The sequence below is a fragment of the Paenibacillus tundrae genome (assembly GCF_030812775.1).
Classification (GTDB): Bacteria; Bacillota; Bacilli; order Paenibacillales; family Paenibacillaceae; genus Paenibacillus; species Paenibacillus tundrae_A.
The window spans coordinates 1-21,556 of the sequence record NZ_JAUSTI010000021.1; the positions used below are offsets into that span (position 1 = coordinate 1).

At 46.8% G+C, this 21,556-nt stretch carries 17 protein-coding genes; 14 read left to right on the forward strand and 3 right to left on the reverse strand.

Features of this window, described 5'->3' with window-relative positions:
* The 5 genes from J2T19_RS24660 to J2T19_RS24680 form a co-directional block, all read left to right on the forward strand.
* The coding region (locus J2T19_RS24660; RefSeq protein ID WP_307220640.1) for a hypothetical protein at nucleotides 1–230 on the forward strand (230 nt) is incomplete at its 5' end.
* Nucleotides 208–432: a hypothetical protein gene (locus tag J2T19_RS24665; protein WP_307220642.1), complete on the forward strand. Its 225-nt coding sequence runs from the start codon at nucleotides 208–210 to the stop codon at nucleotides 430–432. The genes J2T19_RS24660 and J2T19_RS24665, both read left to right, overlap by 23 nt.
* Nucleotides 433–455: 23 nt before the next feature.
* Entirely contained in the window at nucleotides 456–1,754 is a 1,299-nt protein-coding gene (locus J2T19_RS24670) for an ABC transporter substrate-binding protein (protein ID WP_145050294.1), read from the forward strand.
* Nucleotides 1,755–2,224: 470 nt separating this feature from the next.
* Nucleotides 2,225–2,791: a TetR/AcrR family transcriptional regulator gene (locus J2T19_RS24675; RefSeq protein ID WP_145050296.1), complete on the forward strand. Its 567-nt coding sequence runs from the start codon at nucleotides 2,225–2,227 to the stop codon at nucleotides 2,789–2,791.
* A 65-nt stretch (nucleotides 2,792–2,856) separates the two neighbouring features.
* Nucleotides 2,857–4,848 carry an alpha/beta fold hydrolase gene (locus J2T19_RS24680; RefSeq protein ID WP_307220646.1) on the forward strand — a complete coding sequence of 664 codons (1,992 nt, stop codon included), beginning with the start codon at nucleotides 2,857–2,859 and terminating at the stop codon, nucleotides 4,846–4,848.
* 454 nt (nucleotides 4,849–5,302) lie between these two features.
* On the opposite strand, the gene J2T19_RS24685 is transcribed toward J2T19_RS24680, so the two are convergent.
* On the reverse strand, nucleotides 5,303–7,279 hold the full coding sequence (locus J2T19_RS24685) for a methyl-accepting chemotaxis protein (RefSeq protein ID WP_307220648.1): 1,977 nt from the start codon (nucleotides 7,277–7,279) through the stop codon (nucleotides 5,303–5,305).
* A 539-nt stretch (nucleotides 7,280–7,818) separates the two neighbouring features.
* On the opposite strand from J2T19_RS24685, the gene J2T19_RS24690 reads away from it, so the two are divergent.
* The 5 genes from J2T19_RS24690 to J2T19_RS24710 all read left to right on the forward strand — a co-directional run bounded on the left by J2T19_RS24690 (nucleotide 7,819) and on the right by J2T19_RS24710 (nucleotide 14,671).
* A complete protein-coding gene (locus J2T19_RS24690; RefSeq protein ID WP_307220650.1) occupies nucleotides 7,819–8,250 on the forward strand; it encodes a chemotaxis protein CheW in 432 nt (143 codons plus the stop codon).
* Between the two features lie 261 nt (nucleotides 8,251–8,511).
* A complete protein-coding gene (locus J2T19_RS24695; RefSeq protein ID WP_307220652.1) occupies nucleotides 8,512–11,724 on the forward strand; it encodes a DEAD/DEAH box helicase in 3,213 nt (1,070 codons plus the stop codon).
* Between the two features lie 38 nt (nucleotides 11,725–11,762).
* Nucleotides 11,763–12,659 (forward strand): hypothetical protein, encoded by an 897-nt coding sequence (locus J2T19_RS24700; RefSeq protein WP_307220654.1) that lies wholly within the window; start codon nucleotides 11,763–11,765, stop codon nucleotides 12,657–12,659.
* A 390-nt stretch (nucleotides 12,660–13,049) separates the two neighbouring features.
* A complete protein-coding gene (locus J2T19_RS24705; protein ID WP_307220656.1) occupies nucleotides 13,050–14,024 on the forward strand; it encodes a M15 family metallopeptidase in 975 nt (324 codons plus the stop codon).
* Nucleotides 14,025–14,275: 251 nt separating this feature from the next.
* Complete coding sequence (locus J2T19_RS24710; RefSeq protein WP_307220658.1) at nucleotides 14,276–14,671, forward strand: RidA family protein; 396 nt, start codon at nucleotides 14,276–14,278, stop codon at nucleotides 14,669–14,671.
* A 204-nt stretch (nucleotides 14,672–14,875) separates the two neighbouring features.
* Here the strand turns inward: J2T19_RS24710 and J2T19_RS24715 are convergent, their stop codons facing one another.
* Entirely contained in the window at nucleotides 14,876–15,973 is a 1,098-nt protein-coding gene (locus J2T19_RS24715; RefSeq protein ID WP_307220659.1) for a copper amine oxidase N-terminal domain-containing protein, read from the reverse strand.
* Nucleotides 15,974–16,329: 356 nt separating this feature from the next.
* On the opposite strand from J2T19_RS24715, the gene J2T19_RS24720 reads away from it, so the two are divergent.
* Nucleotides 16,330–17,400, forward strand: coding sequence for a Gfo/Idh/MocA family protein (locus tag J2T19_RS24720; RefSeq protein ID WP_307220661.1), 1,071 nt, complete (start codon nucleotides 16,330–16,332; stop codon nucleotides 17,398–17,400).
* 94 nt (nucleotides 17,401–17,494) lie between these two features.
* On the opposite strand, the gene J2T19_RS24725 is transcribed toward J2T19_RS24720, so the two are convergent.
* Nucleotides 17,495–17,863, reverse strand: a complete 369-nt coding sequence (locus J2T19_RS24725; RefSeq protein ID WP_307220662.1) for a hypothetical protein — start codon at nucleotides 17,861–17,863, stop codon at nucleotides 17,495–17,497.
* Nucleotides 17,864–18,193: 330 nt separating this feature from the next.
* On the opposite strand from J2T19_RS24725, the gene J2T19_RS24730 reads away from it, so the two are divergent.
* From J2T19_RS24730 to J2T19_RS24740, 3 genes are all read left to right on the forward strand, one after another.
* Nucleotides 18,194–19,012, forward strand: a complete 819-nt coding sequence (locus J2T19_RS24730) for a MerR family transcriptional regulator (RefSeq protein WP_307220664.1) — start codon at nucleotides 18,194–18,196, stop codon at nucleotides 19,010–19,012.
* Between the two features lie 19 nt (nucleotides 19,013–19,031).
* Nucleotides 19,032–20,210, forward strand: a complete 1,179-nt coding sequence (locus J2T19_RS24735) for an MFS transporter (RefSeq protein WP_307220666.1) — start codon at nucleotides 19,032–19,034, stop codon at nucleotides 20,208–20,210.
* Between the two features lie 389 nt (nucleotides 20,211–20,599).
* The gene (locus J2T19_RS24740; RefSeq protein ID WP_307220668.1) at nucleotides 20,600–21,445 is read left to right on the forward strand and encodes a P-loop NTPase family protein; all 846 of its coding nucleotides are present in this window, start codon (nucleotides 20,600–20,602) and stop codon (nucleotides 21,443–21,445) included.
* Nucleotides 21,446–21,556 lie beyond the last annotated feature (111 nt).

Consider the following 21,556-nt stretch of genomic DNA (forward strand, 5'->3'; position numbering starts at 1 on the left):
GGCATAACCCTGGGAAAAAGAAGGTCAAAAGCGGTTGTGCGAGGGAGGTCGCTCCGGGATCAGGTGCGCTTCCAATCGCTGTTGCTCCTCGGTGGCCTGAATGTATGAATGCAAGGAAGCCACCGAGTATCAAAGGCGAGCGCTGCGCTTCTCCAACGCATCCTGATCCCTCCGCTCCTGCCTCGCACGGAGGAGGTAGTAAGGGATATGCCCGCCAGCCCTGGGCATAACCCTGGGAAAAAGAAGGTCAAAAGCGGTTGTGCGAGGGAGGTCGCTCCGGGATCAGGTGCGCTTCCAATCGCTGTTGCTCCTCGGTGGTCTGAATGTATGGATGCCAAGGAAGCCACCGAGTATCAAAGGCGATCGCTTCGCTTCTCCAGCGCATGGGAAAGATTAAGACAAGGCTCGCTAAGCGAGGGACAATTCATTTAAACTACATTAGGGAGAGTGTATGTATGAAAAAAATGACGAAGTTTACGCTGCTTATGCTCATTGCGTTTTCCGTTATGCTTGCAGGCTGTGGTAATGGTGACAAGAGCGGTAGTCCAATTAATACGGATCCGCAAGGCAGCGGGGAAGCCGCGACAGGCGATAAAACGATTAAAATCTTTCAATTCAAAGTGGAAATTGCGGAAGCGCTTAACCGGCTCAAAGCTGAGTATGAATCAGCTCATCCTGGCGTCAAATTGGATATTCAAACCGTGGGCGGTGGTAGTGACTACGGTGCAGCACTGAAAGCGAAGTTCGCCGCAGGTGAGCAGCCGGATATTTTCAATGTAGGTGGATATCGTGAGCTAGATACTTGGCTGGAATACTTGGAAGACCTGTCTGATGAGTCTTGGGCGAAGGATGCGCTGGAAGTAGCGAAGGAGCCTATGATGAAAGACGGCAAGCTCTATGGGCAGCCCCTGGCATTAGAAGGATACGGCTTCATCTACAATAAGGATCTGTTTGCCCAAGCGGGCATCACAGAAATTCCAACGACACTGGAGCAATTGGATCAAGCTGCACAGAAGTTACAAGCGGCAGGAATCACACCGTTTTCTAACGGATATCAAGAATGGTGGGTACTCGGTAATCATAATGTGAACGTAGCATTTGCTAACCAAACGGATCCAGTAAAATTCATTGAAGGTCTTAATGAAGGAACAGAGAAAATCCCGGGCAACCAAGTATTTGCAGATTGGATCAACTTGCTCGATTTAACACTGAAGTATAGTAACAAAAACCCGTTGACTACGGACTACAATACGCAAGTAACTCTATTTGCTACCGGTGAAGCTGCGATGATGCAACAAGGGAACTGGACGCAAGTACAGATTGACGGAATTGATCCTAACCTGAACCTGGGTATCTTGCCGATGCCAATTACGAACGAACCAAATGATAAATTGTTTGTGGGTGTGCCGAACTACTGGGTCGTGAACAAGAATTCGCAAGTAAAAGACGAAGCTAAACAATTTCTGGAGTGGCTCGTAACCTCTGATGTGGGTAAGCAGTACATGACGAAAGAGTTCAAGTTCATCCCAGCATTCAGTACGATTGAAGCATCAGAAGAGGATCTGGGCGATTTGGCTACAGACATTATGAAATACAGTCAGGAGAACAAAACATTAAGCTGGAACTTCAACCGTTTCCCTGAAGGGGTTCCACAAGAATATGGTAGCACGATTCAAGCCTATGTAGCAGGCAAATCAGATAAAGCCGGCTTGCTTGATGCCTTGCAGCAAAACTGGGATAGTCTGAAAAAGTAAACAGAAGCTATTCTAATGACAATACATGTACGAATTCGCTAAAAATTAAATATTATCCACAGAAAAAGGTTATCCACACCCGTTAACGAAATGAAAAAAAGTAAAACAATGTACAAAACGCGAGTAAAGCCAGCCAGAATATCGTTTCTGGTTGGCTTTTTCTTGTGATCTGCCGGACAAATAGGAAGAATGTCCATCTAGAACGGACAATAACTCAAATTGTCTTTAGGAAATGTGGATAATCGAAGTATGAGATTCATACGATTAAGCACATGTTATCCAGTTCATCCACCACATGTGGATATCCTGTGACTAGAAGCGACTAGATGTGGATAGGTCTAACGAATTTATAGGGTTCACTATTATCCTTATTGCTTTTTATTGATTAGTACTATATAGTTCTAATCATGAAAGAACAACAACCCAAAACTCAGAATACTCAGTCTACCCGATCTAAGAGCTCAAGTCCATTGAATCGAACAAAAGCGGTGGAAGTTGCCGCAGAGCTGTTTTTGCGCCAAGGCTATAGCTATGTCAGCATGGATGAGGTTGTACGAACAAGCGGAGTATCGAAATCTAACATCTATTATCATTTCAAAAACAAGGAGGAACTGCTGCAAGCGGTTGTACAGCACTGGATCACACAGTATGAGTCGCAGCTATATCTGCTGCTCAGTCAGCACGAGCGAGGAGTAGAGGAACGAATCTATTCGTTTATCTCCATGTTGTCTGCAGGCATTGAAGCACGTAATTATGAGGGGAGCTGCCCCTTTATTACCCTTTACATGCAGACACCAGCGAGTGCGCCGGAGGTAAAAGAAAGCATATCACGCTTCTTCCGTGAGATGCAGCCAATGGTCGAAAAGTTGCTGCAGCAAGGGCTTGATCGGGGTGAATTCCGCAAGGGAATTGAACCTCATTCTGCATCCTCACTATTTATTGCAGCACTAGAGGGCTCGCTAGTTCTTGCAGAGACTGCCCGAGATACGTCGGTGATCGAGCAATCCGTGCGGACATTTTGTCAGATGCTTCGTTAAACGAAGCTCTTTTTTTGAATATAAGTAGTACTGAACAGTACTACTTGAGAGGCGGATATATGATAATGGAAACTTGTACATACACAACAGGAATGGGCATAACCAATCATGAAGCTACAACCATCTTCCTTACGGGCAGCACTGGATTCATCGGTAAGGAGGCAGTCAAACAACTCATGGATGAAAACTCGAATCTGATCCTGCTTGTGCGATCCAAAGTAAAAGCCAAAGCCACACTAGAAGCATATGGTGTAGCGGACTTTAGTCGAATTACGTTTGTTCAAGGGGATTTATCCGTTTCGGGACTTGGGCTTAGTACAGAAGATTATAAACTAGCATCTGGAGCAAATGTCATCATTCATGCGGGTGGGACGATGGATGTGACACTGGAGCGAACGGTAGCAGAGCGTACTTTTATGAATGGGGCCAGGGGAATTGCAGCGCTTGCTGAAGAGATTCATCGTGCACACGGATTAAAACATTTAATCCACGTTGTTGGTTTTATGAGTCCTTATGGGAAAAATGATACAGAGGAAGAGGGTTCTACTGAGGGGAATTCCCTCACTTCATCAAGGAATTGGCTTAGCTTGAGCAGCAACATGTTGCATACCGAGAGTGCCTATGAACATATGAAATTCGAAGCAGACGCGTATATTCGTCAGCACGCGGAGCGGTGTGCCTATCCTCTATCCGTTGTGAATCCAAGTACAGTTGTAGGTGCATATCCAACGGGGGAAACAGAACAAACAGGTGGCATTGGTATGCTTGTACGAGCAATGAGCAAGGGAAGAATGCCGATCATTCCTGGGGGACCATCTCACTGGTTGCCGCTCATATCTAATGATGTGGTTGCACAAACGATTGTTTATCTATCCAGAGAAGTAGAACCCAATGGAGGTACATATCCCGTATTACTGCCAAAGGAAGACAGTCCTAATATGAAGGAACTTATTCAACTTATGGCGACAACATTGGATGTACCTTCGCCTCGGTGGTCGGCTCCTCTTCCAGTGATTCATGCGGCGATGAAGGCTGGTGGGGAACGCATTAGTGGTATTCCACCAGAGTCCATCACGTTTATTACGAAGCGGCATTTTGATGTGGAACAGACGGAGCAATTATTTCTGCGCACGGGGCAAAGCATACCTAATGTTGTTCCATTACTACCCCATATTATTGCTGATCTAGACTATCGTTTAACTAATCCGATCGTTGCAGCCAAAGCTCTACCTGAGGGTTGGGTGCGGACACGAAAAGGGAATCTAGCGGTGCTTGTCCACGAAGGTCAAGGCGAGCCATGGGTAATCATTCATGGATTAATGAGTAGTGCAAATGAAATGTTACCTCTGGGGCAGGCGTTACAGCGTTTAACGGGGAATCCAATTTGGCTAGTGGATCTTGCAGGATTCGGTCGTTCTCCAGCTCTAAATGCAGTGCAAGATGAAGCAGGTTTTAACGGCCAGGTTAAGGCGATTGCGGAGGTGTTGAATGAGATATCTGGTTCATTCAGACTCGTAGGGCACTCTATTGGGGCAAACTTAGCTGGAGCAGTCCTGCGAGAATATAATCGGAAGGATGTTCAATTGGCTGTACTACAACCGGTGTGGACAGCTTCTGAAGATGCCGTTCAACGCTTAGCGTCTAAGCTACCTAGAAGAATGCTGCAAAAACAACTCTCCCGAATGAGCCCGCGGCGCCTAGTAAGGCAATTCAAACGTGCAGACTCCACTACGATAGACGAAACTGCACTTCTAGCATATGCCGAGAGAGTCTCTATTAGCTTGCGATCCCCTCGGATCGCTGGAGCCAGTGCCGATCTTCTTCGCTGGATTCAGCGTCCGGATCGAGCTGTCGTTCCAACCTATGATGAAGCAATAAGAACACTATTCGTGTGGGGCAGGGCAGATACCGGATACGGGCGTCCGCAGGAGCTTCCGACCTCCTTGAAGTGTGCAGAGCTTCCTTATGGACACCAGTTTCCAATTTTTCATCCACAAGAGACAGCGAGGATACTTGCTGATTGGAAAACAGAACAGGAATTGAAGACGCATGCCTGAACCCAATGGAATCGTATACACAACCTATCCACAATCCGCAGCCCTACTAGAGGCCGTGTAAATTCTTACGGTAGTTTTTCCTACAAATACACAACATATGCACAACATACGAAAGGTTACCCACAGAATTGTGGGTAACTGTACACAGTCTGTGGGTAACTTATGCACAAAATATCCACAGCCTGTTGAGGGACAGCAGTTTTTAGTGGAATTGGTGTTATTTTCAGTGATTAAATATAGATATCCACAGACCCACATGATGCCTCACCAAAGAATAACAAGAAACCCCCTTTGTTCAACAAGATGAAGTTCATCTTATGCGATGTCTTCACTAACTTGTCAACCAAAGGGGGTTATTCTTGATGCAGTCATCCATGCTTATAAAACGGACAGACCACATGATAAGGCTCATTGAATCTAAACGGTATGTTGAATTAACATAGGCAGATGATTATTAGACCTTTGTATTGAAACGGCTAACCTCACGTAATAATTGATCCGCATGGTCAGACAAAGCTTTGGCTGCAATGGATATGTTGCCAATGGATTGGGATTGTTCCGTTGTGGAAGAAGCAGCTTCCTCAGTAGAGGCGGCACTTTCCTCGGCAACGGCTGCTAGCCCTGTCATAACGTCTGACACTTGAGCGGCACCTGATTTGATTTCGTTCATACCTGTCGTGATCGAGTTAATTTTGTGAATAATCTCATCAATAGATTGGCGAATAAGCTCAAAGGATGCTGAGGTGTCTGCCATGGAATCGGACTGCTCCGCACTATTCAGGCGGAATTGTTCCAGTTCGGTTGCACTCTGTTGACCTGCAGCGTGTAGATCCTTCAATAACTGATCGATTCCAGCTACAGACTGAGAGGATTGTTCCGCAAGCTTACGCACTTCACCAGCGACTACAGCGAAGCCTTTGCCATGCTCCCCAGCGCGGGCAGCCTCAATGGAGGCATTCAATGCCAATAGATTAGTTTGGGCTGCGATGTTCTGAATACTACCGGTAATGACTGAAATTTCACCGAGCTTACTTAATAACAATTGATTGGACGTTTCCACTCGATTGGTTGATTCATGTCCTGCTTGGGAGAGATCATTCTGCCTTGCGATCGCATCGTTTCCGCTCTCCATCGCATGATTCACGTCCAGAATGGTTTCGGATGCTTGGCGTGCCTCGTCTGTAATTTGATCAATCACTTTATTGATGCCTGATACCATCTCAGCTCCGGCTTGAATGGATTCAGCTTGTTCGCCTGCACCTTTGGCAATCTCATCAATAACGGTCGAGATCTGCCCCGCAATTTCATTACTACCCGATGCATCCTTAAACATCGTCTGAGAGGAAGATTGCACTTGTTGTGCAGACTGATCGACCTGTTGAATCAGACTGCGAAGTGAAGATGACATCTCATTGAAGGATGCTCCGAGCTGAGCAATCTCATCTTTTCCTTTAACGGAAACCTGCACGGTGAGATCACCTGCGGCCAATTGTTGTGCACTGTTTTTCATCGCAATCAAAGGCTTAATCGTTTTTAAGGCTAAGAAATAGGCAAGAGCAGCCAAAATGAGAGTGAAGATCACGATAAATGCAACAAACAGTTGTCTCGTATTCGTGAATTCAGCTAAAGCAGATGCCTTGGAGATGGATGTCGCTGCAATCCAATTGGTGTTTGGAATTTTCTCATAATAGATAAGCTGACGATCATTGTTGTATGTATACTCTGATAGTCCACTTGGCTCTGCAAGCATTTTACCTACGATTTCTGTATAGTCACTCTGCTCGGCAAGCGGCGTATTCAGCAGCTCTTGGTTAGGGTGAGAGAGTACTACGCCAGTTTGATCTAGTAAAAAGGTGAAGCCGTGCTCTGTTTTAATCGAGCTAATCTCATCTTTGATTGAATCCAACGAGATATTTTCTGAGATAGCTCCTTGAAAGTTTCCATTTGTGTCATGCAGGGGTACCCCAATAAAAATAGACTGTACACCCGCTTGGGTTACATAAGCATCACTGAAAGTAAGCTGATTAGAAGCCTTGATAGCAAGGTACCACGGGCGCTGACGCGCATCGAAGGATGCATCTGGCTGAAAACCTGCACCATCTAGATATGTACCATCTTCAAGTCCAAAATAAATCGTAGCGATATCTTCCTTATTACTTGGCAACTGGAATGCCTGAAGGTGCTCCATGCTAATTTCTTGGAGTGGAACAGTGTCATTGATGACCTTTCCGACGGTTTCAATCACTTTGGCTTGTGTCATCGCCCAGCCGTCGACCTCAGTTACAGCTTTTTGAACGGTGCTTTGCAGCTCATTATCTACCGATTCTGTAGCTTGTTTCTCAATAACGTAGAGAGAGATGTATCCAATCGGTGCTGCCAGCAGGATACAGATGGCGGTGACGATAAAAATGACTTTGGTTTTTAGTGTCATAAAATTTACCTCGTTTCTGAAATAACGCCCCGGGACTTTAGTCCTTGAACGAATGTTTGAATATACTATGTATATCGTCAATGATTTGCTGTAATGTTACAGATGTGGAATAGGTAATATGAACCATGCAGGTTGCCAAATGAAAAAGGGTGGACTTGTTCTCTCTGCTAGATGGGGAAGAGAGGATTTTGCGGGTAAATGCTAGAATCTCCGATTCATATTACAGGGTAAAATTTCACCTGACCTAGACCGATATAATATGAATGAAGATTAGGGCGCGTGTCTCAAAACTCGCTGAAGTGCATCTTTTACCGTCTTTTCGCCCCCTGCTGCGTCACTTTCCCTTGACGTGCCCCGGCACGCCTGCGGAAAACTTTCTTGCTTGGAACGAAAATTCGTCAAAATCTGCGTCCTTCGGAGTTTTCAGACACGCCCTAGTTATGCCGAATGACGAAGCCTAGTGAAATTAATTTTATCTACAGATGAAGTATAACGATGTAAGGTTCTAAAAATGGAAATGAGAAGGGTCTGAGGGATCTATGGATGAGAACATTCAATATATTAATTTCTCGGTAGGAGAGCAGTTCTTTGCACTTCGGATTGATGAAGTTCAAGAAATCATTAGAATGGTGCCGGTTACAACGGTTCCTTTTGGAAGTCCGGAAATTAGAGGATTTACTTCGCTATACGGGAAGGTTGTCTCCGTTGTAAGTTTACGTGTGTTGTTAGGCATGCCAGATCAGGAGGACACTGCTGCCACACGGATTATTGTTGTACCGTACAAAGATGGGTTTGTACCTCTTATTGTAGATACGGTTGATTCTGTCGTAACATATGAACGATTCGAAAAACCTGCGGAAGAACACAAAAGCTTCATGAGCGGTGTCTTCAATGAAATCGGGTACGGTGAAGATCATACAGCAGGTATTCTGAATCTTGAAGCGTTGCTGGGCAGCTTAACTCATTCGTAATCGTTCCAAGGCTGGATCAGTTACTTCTTTCCGTTTAGTTCTCGCGTAAATTAGAAATGATTTATTTATATTTCATGGTTCCGTGAAGACATGGGTGGTTGATTTCTCTAAATGCTCCTTATCCCCTTTCGGGGGGAAGAGGGGCATTTTTTGCATGCCAAACGATGAAAATAAGCAATTTTTATAGGTAAAGGTTTTTAAATCGACTCGTTTTCGTATATGATGGAGAGTAACAATGTGAAGGGATGACGGGAGACTGTAATGATGCAATCGCTGTATGGTGTATGGCTTGGTGACGTGTTTTTTTGTTTTTCCGGTGAAACATCGGAACCACGTGTAGATGCTTGGAGTCACGTGGTCAGACGGCTAAATTTTGGCGACGGGGGTCGTCTATTTCAGCCTGCCGCTCTGCGCCTTGCGGAGTTGCGTTGGCCGAATCCGATGCGTAATGCTGCTGAAGCCAAGGGAACGAAGCGTCGCCAATTACTTGGAAGAACGCTCGAAGGACTGGCAATGTCGCCCAAAGATACATTTAAGCTGCTGCTTCATTGGGATGACAGCATACTGAATGCGGCAGGCATTCAAGCTGGAGAAGAGATTAAATATTGGGTAAAAGCAGCCGAATTTACACAGGAATTGTTGCTGCGTGGAGAAATTGCGCCAGCGGCTGAATTTGCTGCGAAGACAGGAGCGCGTCGGCGCACGGGGCAAGAAACGTTAACGGGTGTATGGCGCCCGCGCTTATTACATGAGGCGGACGTGGAGCGATTCCGAGAATTAGCTGAGGCTATGCCACCAATTGGTCTATCTGCGCCGGGGGCTTACGCTTCTTCGGAACCGGAATCGCGAGAAGAGGCAGGCGCGACTGTCTTATTTTCATTTATGAGCGGCATGGTTCATGCCGTTGTCACAGGTGAACTGGAGAGTATGGATAGTGAAATGTCACGGTACCGGACGCAATTCCGACGTGGATCCTCTCCAGTATCAGAGCTGTGGTGGAACAGCTTAATATCGATGTTCCGCCCTGTGACCGTACAGGGGGCAACGGAGGAACTGACTGAATTCATGGAGATAATTCAAGACGCAGGGGGCACATCTATGCCCTTGATGAGAACGGAAGAGATTGCTCCTACAGAAGGTGAAATTAAACTTGTATTACGGCTTGAGCCGCCCCTTGGAGAGCTGGAAACATTATGGGGCATTACGTTCTGGGTAGACAGTGTGCAGGAGCCAGGGCTGAGACTGCCCGCTCGTACAATCTGGGCTCATCCAGAGCGTGATTTAGATCGGGGTAAGGTTCAATATGCCGCTATTGCAGAACAGCTGTTAATGGCGCTAGGGTATGCAACAGAGTTGGCTCCAGAGCTGGAGACTGCATTGCTTGAGCCACGTCCTGAAGGGATTAAGCTCTCACAGCAAGCCTTCTTCGAATTTCTAACACATGCCGTACCTCGTTTACAGAAGTCTGGGGTGACGGTACTCATGCCTTCTCGCTGGAGTCGAGCGGGCAAGCGTCGTGCTGGTTTACGTTTACAGATGCTGAATCGTGGCACAGAACAGACGCCGAGCGCTCCATCTGCACTAGGCATGGAACAGCTTGTGGCGTTTAAGGCTGAACCGATGATCGATGGTAAACCAGTGACGCCGGAGGAGCTTGCTACACTGGCTGAAGCGACGGTTCCGTATGTGATGTTCCGCGGTGAATGGATTGAAGTGGATACGAAGGAAATTCGCCAAGTTCTCCGTTACATGAAAAAAGAAGAAGAACAATACATGCCTCTATCTGAATGGCTGCATCTGGCCGCAGAAGAAGGAGAGGATGCCGCATGGAAAGGCCTGTCTGTATTTGGTGCAGAATCGGAGGGTCTACTCTCCTTCTTGCTGGATGGACAGGTGCTTCGCAGTATTGAACCACGCCAAGTGCCCAAAGAGCTGCATGGAGAGCTTCGTCCTTATCAGGAACGGGGATATCAGTGGTTATCGGCTATGCGAGAGCTAGGGTTCGGCGTATGTCTGGCGGATGATATGGGTCTGGGTAAGACGATTCAGGTCATCACCTGCCTGCTCGACCTGAAGCACGAGGAGCAACTGATCGCGGCGCAGGAAGCGGAAGAGAATGATGGGGAGACATTCGAGATGCGAGCAGATGGCACATCGGAATGGGGGGCCGCTGCGTATTCGCAGGGAGTTCATCTACCTGCATTAATTGTGTGTCCAACATCCCTTCTGGGAAACTGGCAGCGGGAACTGAAGCGGTTCGCCCCTGACCTAACCCTCTATATTCATCATGGCGGACAGCGACTGCATGGTTCTGCGTTCCAGGCAGAGGCACAGGCACATGATATCGTGTTAACGACATACCATCTAGCTGGACGGGATGGGCCTGATCTCGCGTCACTGCAATGGTCTACTGTGGTGCTGGATGAAGCACAGTATATTAAAAATTATCGTACGAAACAGGCGCAGAGCGTGATGCGTCTGTCCGCTCCCCACCGAATTGCAATGACGGGTACGCCGGTAGAGAACCGGCTGAGTGAGCTATGGTCCATTTTCCAATTCTTGAATCCAGGGTACTTAGGCACGGCATCGTCGTTCCGCCAACGCTACACAGGTACAGGAACCTCGGAGGAAAATGGGGCTTCTCTACGGGAGCTTCACCGACTTGTGTCTCCATTTATGCTGCGTAGGCTCAAAAGTGATCCGGACATTCGTAAGGATCTGCCAGAGAAGCTGGAACTAAAATCCTACTGTTCCCTGACGCCGGAGCAGACGGTGCTGTATCAACGTGTCGTGGATGATCTGATGGGTGGATTGGATGGCAGAAATGGCATTGCCCGCAAAGGGATTGTGCTGTCATCGCTGACCAAACTGAAGCAGATCTGCGATCATCCGGTGCTGGCGGACAGCAATCGGAAGGATCACGCCAAAGTGGAGGCATCTGGCAAGATGGAACGCCTGTTGGAGCTTGTAGACGCCATTCGAGACAACGGAGAGTCTGCATTGATCTTCACACAGTATGTGGCTATGGGAGAGTTATTGGTATCGCGATTAACACAGCGCTATGAAGAGGAGCCGTATTTCCTGCATGGCGGTGTGTCCAAAATACAACGGGACGAAATGGTCGAGACATTCCAAAAAGGGGAAGGGCCTTCGTTATTTGTCTTATCTCTTCGTGCAGGCGGCGTAGGTCTGAATTTGACACGTGCAAGTCATGTCATCCATTATGATCGCTGGTGGAACCCTGCGGTGGAGAACCAGGCGACGGATCGGGTGTTCCGGATCGGACAAAACCGTAACGTACAGGTGCATAAGCTGATCTGTCAGGGGACGTTAGAAGAACGGATCGATGAGCTGATTGAAAGCAAGAAAGCTCTCTCGGAGCAGGTCGTAGGTTCCGGCGAGAATTGGTTGACCGAAATGTCAGATGATGAGCTGCGTGGACTGATCTCTCTCCAGGGGGAGACATGGTTATAGAAATAAGATGAGACACGATCAATTAAAGGGGGATTGTTGTGAGCGAAAAATGGAATGTCGAGCTGCATATGTCCCCCGTTGGATGGACAGCAGAAGTGAAGGAAGAGGTTCATGCATCAACGACTTCGAAGCTGAAAAAGGATGCGCTAGATTCGGATGCTATAGATGCAGGGAGCGCTGCATCTGTTGCCACTGAGAAGGGTGTACAACATGGCGACGCAGATGAAAGTGTGTTTACGGTAACGTGCACGCTGCCACAGCTTAGCGAAGCAGCGCGTGAGGCGATTCTTGCGGAGCTGCGCGAACGTCCGCTCGCGCTGTATGCACTGCTGCGCAGCAGTGCGGCTCAAGTCCAAGCTCCGGTTCCGGCGGAGCTTGCAGCGCTGTTGCCTACCGCGGTGGGCTTCTCGCAAGCGGCGGAGCCTACCGCGCAAGCCACGCTCGGCGCTGCCGCCACGTGCAGCTGCGGCAGCCCAGGCTGCGCGCATGTCGCCGCCGCCGTGCAGGCCGCAGCCGCGCGCTATGCGGCTGAGCCACTGCTGCAGCTAGCGCACGCCGGCTTGCCGCGCGAAGCGCTGCTCGCTGGCGTGCTGGGTTCATGGGCGGAGGAACTCGCCCTTGAACCCAGCGGCCCTGGCCGCGCAGCCGAGACGGCTGGCCGCCCGCAGGCGCGGGGCGGCGAAGGCAGCGCTGCCGTCGGCGAGTGGATTGCCGAGGCTGCCGCAGAAGGCGCCATGCACCAGCCAGGGCCAGGCTTCGGCGCCGTGCAGGTGCAGCTGGCACAGCCGGGCAAGCCGCCGGCAACGCCGGAGCTAACGGCGCTGCTGCCAGGTGTGCCGGCTGTTGCTGGGCTTACGCTGATCCGCGAGCGTGTTGCTGCGCGGATATGGCAGGCTGTCCAGAAGAAGAACAAGGACAGCAAGGCAACCAAGTGATGCAAGGCGTTAAGCGGGGGAGATCGTAGATCATCCCTGCTTATTTGTCATGGTCATCGCTTAGGCTTTCATTTTGACACATCTATGGAATTGCCAATGGCCTGCTTGGAACGACAGCAACTGGGATTAGCCTATAAAAGGCTGAAAAACGGTCTAATATGCAGATCATCCCATCTGAAGTAATAATGAGTTCGGGTGAAGGGAGTCTTTAACGGTGGAGCTTCGCCCGCATATAAGGTATACTGTCGCAGGGGAAGAATGCTTTGATGCATATCTCTGAACATAACAGATTGCAATATAAAAGGTTGTTCAAAAAGTCCACCTTTGATTACGAAACAACCACCCTTTTTGAACACGCACTATAAAATGGATGGCGATAGGAGTTTTTACATGAAATCACGTACAGGCAGACAACGGAGCATCACAGTGATGCTGTCCTCATTTATATTATGTGGCATGTTGCTATCCGCTTGTCAGGACGGTTCGAGTGCGAATGAGAGCCAGAATCCGAGCACAACAGGCAACACACAGCAGGAATCAGATGGCACAACCATTCATTTTACAGATGATACGGGAACAGAGGGTAGCGCTCCTAATGAGGGGCAGGATACCCCAGCTACAGACAGCGGTGAGGACACAGATAGCGGTTCAGATGCAGCGTCAGAAGGGGAGAACCAGGGCTCCTCGGCCGATGGGAATGAAGCGACAGCAGCTGATCCTGTGATGCAGGAGCGTAGTGTCAGTGCATTGCAAAATACAATTAATAGTCAATCGGTCGTGACCAATGCGGAGGCGATGACTGTCATCGTCAACAAACAGCGTAGCTTGCCAGAGGGTTATGAGCCGAGTGATCTCGTTGAACCCAATGTGAAGTTTTCTTTTGACGAGCCACATGAGAAGCGGCACATGCGTAAGGAAGCTGCCGGGGCATTGGAGGAGCTGTTCGCAGGTGCAAAAGCGGATGGCATTGAGCTTCGTGCCGTGTCTGGTTACCGTTCGTATCAACGCCAAGTATCGATCTACAACAATAATGTCAAAACCAAAGGTGAAGCATACGCTTCGCGTGTAAGTGCCGTACCAGGTCGAAGTGAGCATCAGACCGGACTTGCGATTGATGTATCCAGCCCAAGTGTGGGCAATGTGCTTGAAGAAGTATTCGGATCATCAAAAGAAGGCCAATGGCTGGATGAGCATGCCGCAGAATACGGCTATGTGATTCGGTATCCCGAAGGCGAGGAGGATGTGACGGGTTATGTTTATGAGCCATGGCACATTCGTTACGTGGGTAAGGAACTGGCGCAAGACATCGTGAAGAGTGGATTAACTCTCGAAGAATACTTTGATGAGGCGAATATCAAGTTGTAATAGTGTAGCTCGGCTAAGTTAGAGGTATATGTAAGTCCCTTATCAAATGATGTAAGCCCCTGTACTAACATGGACTGATCCAATCTTTCCTGTTTGTGGGGCTTTTTTTGTTTTCATAGCGATTTTGAGTGTTCACATCCATTTTGTGTATGCACAGCGCGGAGTAGCTAGGCTTGAAATGAATGGTCTAGACCTACGAAAGTTGGTATAGTTAGGAAAATATACTTGATGATAAAGCGAGGGAATAGAGCATGAGCAGACAGCAGGTGTTTACAGGTTCTCCTTGGGAGCCGCTTGTCGGTTATTGCCGGGCGATCAGAGTCGGCAATCGAATTGAAGTGGCAGGCACAACGGCGATGCAGGATGGTGTCGTGGTAGGTGCAGGTGATCCATATACACAGACCCGATTTATTTTGCAGACGATTGAGCAGGCATTGCAAGAATTAGGTGCAGACCTCACCCATGTTGTGCGAACTCGAATGTTCGTTACGGATATCTCTCGGTGGGAAGAAGTAGGTAAGGCGCACGGGGAATTCTTTGGACAGATCCAGCCTGTTGCCACCATGGTTGAAGTTAGTGCACTTATTGACCCTTTACTTATGGTAGAAATTGAAGCTGAGGCTGCAATCGAGTCTGAGGAAGCATAAAAAAGATATGAAATAACCTTACCCTGCCCTGCCCTCAAAAGGACAAGCGGGTAAGGTTATCTTGTTTTTCTGACTATCACCAGCACTACTCATAATATTGCTTCTTAATCGATCTTCATGCTGGAAATCGTCCGATTTTTCAACCTAGGAGAAGTTTATAGTCTACAGGCTTTACAGTCTACTAGCTTGGGAAGCAAACCCGTATTACTCTGCTTGTTCAGCGTCCAGTTGTTCATCAGCTGTAGGCTGGGTGTTAGGTGTCTCTAACACCAGTTTCCAGGCTGTTCCGATCGGTGGCAGACTACGCGTCAGCGTAGGGCTATAGAATCCAATCACTTTAGCACCCTCTGTCAGTTCGGTTAACTCGACAGGATTCCCCTCGTGATCTACGAGTTGTGTCGCATCCGTGATGTTCAAGATAACATGCTCTGGAGCTGTCTCTGTCAGGCGTGTGCCGGATATTTCGATCTGTGTTGTATCCGCTGTAGTCTGAACGCGTTCAACTGTACCTGCGGTACCCAGAACTTCTAGGGGTGGTGTCTCAGCTTCTGATCCAGCCACATCCAATACCGTAATTTGATAGGTTGGTGTCTGCGGTGGTAAGCTGCGTGTGGTAATAGCAGAATGCACAGCTTCTACATTCATTCCTAGGGTAAGATCATCGAGCGAAATCTCTTTACCTTCAGCGGATTTGAATACGGTATCATCATTGAGGTTAAGAACGATTCCCTCTAGACCAGCTCCACCAATCTGCACAGATGAATAGCTGTTATCCTTGTGAATCCTCGTAATAACACCACGTTCGGTTATGTTCTTCACAGCTTCCTCCGATACGATCGTTACCGCGTTGCCGGTAGTCGTTACCTGTGCATGGAGAACTTTCTCGGCAAATGAAGCAGGAACGTACAATGTGCCATTGGTAATTTCCGGAGCTGTTCCTAGCGTAAGCAGCATCTTATTCACGGAATATTGATCTTGGCCTGTAACTACGCGTGTCCATAAGTTACCTTGAGTCAATTCGGCAGACTTATCTTCTTTGTTCCACTCAAGTTCATAGCCCAGAGCTTCGGTAAGACTCCGTAGTGCCAGCATGGGCTCTTTATCCGCTGAAGTCTTATAGCCATTAGCAGCAGGTGCGCCGTTTACGAGTACCTTAATTGTAGATGCCTGCTCTGTTTGAACTGCTGCTGTAATCAGGGGTGCGGGCTGTGTTGTGTTTGGTGCTGCTGCCAGTGCCGATCCTCCACCCAAAGCTAAGGATAGTGCCATAAGGGCGCTTATTTTTGTCGTGTTGTTGTTCATGGTTGATCTTCCCTTCTTATTTTAGATTGAGTCACAGTACTTGTTATGTTCAACCAGCTTTCGTGTTCTAGACGGGATATCTTGCTCCAGTGTTGCACTTTAAGACTCATTAGCCAGTGGTACTTAATTAATCTAGTGTCAACACGTCTGTTATCTGAATCCAATGTTGTAAAGTGGAAATTGGATTTTTTTCTCAATTAGTAGGTTATGGCGAACCTGATCAGGTTAAATTCAAGTAAGTAGAAGTTCCTGTGAGAGCTAGTTTTCGTACGGTCTGATTGGACGTAGAGTATTGATCCAGCCTAACTGCGGGCACAATAGTGACAACAGGTTTGGAAAAGGAAGGGAGGATGAAGATGAGCACCAAACAAATGCTGCACATCGGTATGATCGGAACAGGCTCCATTTCAGATCTGCATATGAGGTGTTATGCCAAGAATCCTAACGCGGTGATTTATGCCATCTGTGATTTAAATGAACAGCGTGCAACAGCGGCAGCCCAGAAGTACGAGGCACAGTCGGTGTATACCGATTATCGTGAGATGCTGAAAGATCCACATGTAGACGCGGTAAGTATCTGTACGTGGAATAATACACATGCTGATTTTGCGATTGCCGCCCTTAAAGCAGGGAAACATGTTTTGCTGGAGAAGCCGGTGGCAACCAATGTGGGAGATGCGTTACGGATTGAAGAAGCGGTGAAGAGCAGTGGATGTACCTTCGTTGTGGGGTTTGTCAGGCGATACGACAACAACATGCAGATGCTTCATCAATTTATTCAGGCTGGAGAGTTTGGCGAACTGTATTATGCGAAGGCGTCCATCCTGCGGCGTCTAGGTAATCCCGGAGGTTGGTTTGCTGACAAAAATAGATCCGGTGGTGGGCCACTTATTGATCTGGGGGTACATATTATTGATCAATGCTGGTATCTCATGGGATGCCCGAAGCCTGTATCGGTCAGTGGAAATACGTATTATAAGCTGGGGAATCGAGCGAATATTGAGCACCTATCCTTCTACAAAGCCGCGGACTATAGCTCTGCCGTGAACAATGTGGAGGATATGGCGAATGCCTTAATTCGTTTTGAAAATGGCGCTTCACTTGCTGTGGATGTCAGTTTTACTTTACATGCGCAGCGTGACGAGTCTTACGTTAAACTATATGGAGAACGGGGCGGGTTCGAGCTGGAGCCGGAAACGCTGATTGTTACAGAGAAAAATAATACAATCCTTAACATAGAGCCCCAAGCCGATAATCCAGGTCTGCATATGCACAGCGCATTTCAGAATCAGATTGATCACTTTGTAGATTGTTGTCTGAATGGAACGGAGCCGATCAGCCCCATTGCCGACGGAGTTGCTTCCACTCGTATGTTATGCGCAATCTATGAATCTGCCGAGAAGGGGCATGAGATTCGTCTGGACTAAGGGACGCAGGATGGAACGCCAAAAAGCATGCCACATCCGCTCGCTTGCGGAAAATGCATGCTTTTTAGGTGTTGATTCAGTCACTAGACTACTATTATTTATTCAACGGTGAATCCTCGTAACCGGGATCTTCATAGTCTGTATCCTGCAGCCGGGACAGCACATTCATGCTCTCAATGGACTGCCGAGTATCCGGCGTACCGTGGTCATATAGAAATGTGTATAACAAGGTCATTCCATCCGAAAATTGCGCTGTCGCTTCATCGTGATCTGCTGACTTATAAGGCACCGGAGCTCGCTGCAGTGTGTACGCATCATCATCTTCTAGTACCTTCATCAGATCCTTTAACTGAACAAGCTCTTCATTGTTCACCACAACTTCAAAAGGTGTTGATTCATGACGTTCGCGTTCAATCAGATTGTGGCTTACCGAGACATAATAATGATCTTTGCCTTCCTGCATTCGTATAACCCCCATTCCAAAATGGAAATATCATCCTTCTACTGTTAATAAACAGCAGGTACTATCCTGAAACGAATAGCAAACGTATTGATACATCCCTTCAACCAAGGTCTGCCTTAAGTGGTGTACTCTCTGACCACAGACCATCCGTCTCCTTTACCCTCCAAACGCCCCTGTTCATAAAAAAATCAACAGTCAGCTTTTTTAGCTTGAGTTCAGCTAGTATGTCTTCTATTACTTCTTCTATATTAATGATTAATTTAACCCTTGACTCTCCCCTATACGGGAAACTGTATACTCACATTATGTTGAAGATAGGAGGTGAACTTGTTGTTCAAAATCAGTGCGTTTTCCAGGCTAAGTAAGGTTTCCTTAAAAACACTACGTTATTACGACCAGATTGGCATACTTAAGCCGCGAAAGGTAGATCACGATACAGGTTATCGTTACTATTCGGCAGATCAGCTTCTTGAGCTTAACCGAATCTTGATGTATAAGGAACTAGGTTTTACGTTGCCACAGATTTCACAGTTGCTTCAAGAAGATATTACATTAGAGAACATTAAAGGCATGTTCAAGCTGAAGCGAAGTGAGATTCAACAAATAATCGATATAGAGCGGGCTAAACTCCTTCGAATTGAGGAGCGTATGAAGCTGATCGAACAAGAGGGGCAATTGGAAACAGGGCAAGAGATTAGAATTAAGACGGAAGATGCCCGATCATTCCTTTATCAGAAGGCATGTGGGCGGGAAGAGGATATTCCGAACCTGATGCGTCAGATAGATCAATCCATTACCAAGCACATTCGTGGATGTATTCAAGGGCCTCAGGTTGTCCTGTGGAGAGAAATCGAGGGCAAAGAGGATGAGTTTGAGTTTGAAGTGGGTTACTTTTTGACCTGCGAGCTACATACATCCCCAGAGCCATTCGAGCTACGAACCCTCCCTGCTGAGCCGATGATGGCTACGATGGTTTTTCATTCGGATTCAACGTTTGATGGTGCCGCCTGTGTTCATTTAGCGAAATGGATTGAAGCCAATAACTATCAGATCAATGAGAACGAAGCAGGCAGAGAGCTATATCTACCGTTATCACCAGAACAAGATGCTCAGTGTATAGAGATACAGATTCCAATTCGAACGAGATAACAGAAGAAGGTGAAGTGAGTTGAAGAACAAAGGGATTATTTATATTCTGGCACTGGCTGTTTTTCTAATCGGAACGATTGAATATATTATTACAGGCGTCATTGAGATGATTGCTGCAGACTTGGGCGTGCCAACCTCTGAAGCCGGGTTACTGGTAACGGTATTTGCTCTGGCTGCAGCTATTGTTGCTCCGATTATGATCACACTTACGATCAATGTTGATCGCAAGAAATTACTAATGACGACCCTTGGTGTATTTATTGCAAGCAACGGACTTATGTTCATAGATCTTACTTATGAAGCTGTGCTATGGATACGAATTGTACAAGGGGCAAGTGGTGGCATGGCTACCGTAGTAGCGATGGCGGTGGCGACACGACTCGTTGAACAAGAACGAAGAGGCAATGCCATCGGGGTTATTCTGATGGGACTGAGCAGCTCGCTAGTGCTGGGTGTGCCAATCGGTACATTTTTTAGTGAGATGTTTGGATGGAGAGTTCTATTTATTCTAATTGGTGTATTAAGTATTATTCCCTTGCTAATTCTTTATAAGAAGGTTCCGTCAATCAAAGAAGAAGAGAAGGCTAGCCTTAGCATGCAGCTTTCTATCATGAAAAATCCGACTATTCTGACCGCTTTGCTTATTACACTATTGTATGTCGGCGGCTACGCTACACTGTTTACGTATATTACGCCTTTCTTGCAGGCGACATCGTCACTTTCCATGACCGAGATTAGCGGGGTTCTCTTCCTGGCGGGCAGTTGCAGCTTTGTCGGTTCTAAAATAGGCGGGCAATTGGCAGATGCCAGAGGTGTGAAATTCACTGTTTTCCTGGGGCTGATTTTACAAGGAGTTACGCTGCTTTTATTTGCACTAGCTGGAGTTAATCTACTCGTATTAATCTTGGTCTTAATGATCTTTATGTTAGCAACGTGGGGCATTTCTCCGGCGCAGCAACTATATCTGGTTAAACTAGCACCTCGCAATCCGGATATTGCCCTGAGCGTAAATACATCGTTCATTCAAATTGGCTTTGCACTTGGATCTGGATTAGGCGGGCTTGTCATCAGCCGTACCTCTGTCCTGTATTTGAATTGGCTGGGTTTCACTGCTGTAGGTATAGCCTTGCTTCTTGCTATCGTTCTGTTCAAGAAAAGGAGCAGAGCTGAAACTTCGATCGCTATGAAATCTCTATAATTCGAATGCGATTGTGGGATTCTATTCGCGATGGTAATATTAGTTGTGAGATGCATACAAAGGAGCATATACCTGATCATGTGGACTACGCTGTAAAGATAAATTATTTGAAAATATACCGATAAACGTTTATTAAAAAGGCTCGCTGTACAACGTTTTATTTGGTATCTTTTCTAATCATCTTACAGGGTATGCAGGGTAAGGTATGACATAAACCATGCGCGGATACCTTAGGTATCCGTTTTTCGTTATAGAGGTTGTTCAAAAGGCTGCCCATTTGTTCGGTACTGAAAACCAACCTTAATGAACGTGCACTTTTATGGATAAACGCATCTCCATTGAATATTTTACCTGCCTATCCTCCTAAATATGAAATGGAGGAATATCGGATGCAACCAAAGTTAGTTCTCATTGAGGGTTTACCTGGCTTCGGTAAAACAACAACGGCTCAGCTCGTTCATGACATTCTTATCGATATGAACATCAATACGCAGTTATTTTTGGAAGGGAATTTGGATCATCCTGCGGATTATGATGGCGTTGCCTGTTTTGGCGAGTACGAGTATCAAGAATTACTACGTGATCATGCGGAGTTTGGTGACTTATTGCGTACACGTCTCATGAAGCATGGTAATTATTATTTCTTGGAATATCGCAAATTAATAAACGAATTTGGAATAAGTATTCCAAAGGAATTGATGGATTACATCTTTAAATATGATATTTATGAATTGCCGTTAGATCAGAATATAGTGCGGATTATGGAAAAATGGGAGCAGTTCGCTAAGCGTAGTATGAATGGCACAGACACGTATGTTTTTGATTGCTGTTTTATACAGAACCCTGTAACCATTGGAATGATTAAGTATAGTGCAGCTAATGAAGTAGTGATGAGTTATGTGAAGCAGCTAGCCTTCATTGTGGAGCAACTGAATCCGTTACTACTTTACGTAGAGCAGGATGATCTTGATCATTCTTTTAGAAAAGCAGTCAAGGAGAGACCAGCAGCATGGTCGGAAGGTTTTATTGAGTATTACACGAACCAAGGCTTTGGCTTGAATCATGGCTATCAAGGATTAGAAGGGACGCTTCATGTTCTTGAGGCTAGAAGAGAATTGGAAGAAACCATATTTAACGATTTAAGTATAGCTAAGGAAAAAGTAAATAATTCTTCGTATGATTTAGATGCATATAAACAACGTCTAGCGAAGATTTTAACAGCACATTTTACTTAGGGTGTGTCTTAAATCCAACTTACGTTACGAACATACACCACAGCCTATACGCCACCCAAATAAATGCATACAACAAAAGAAAGCAACTCCTATTGGGGCTGCTTTCTTTTG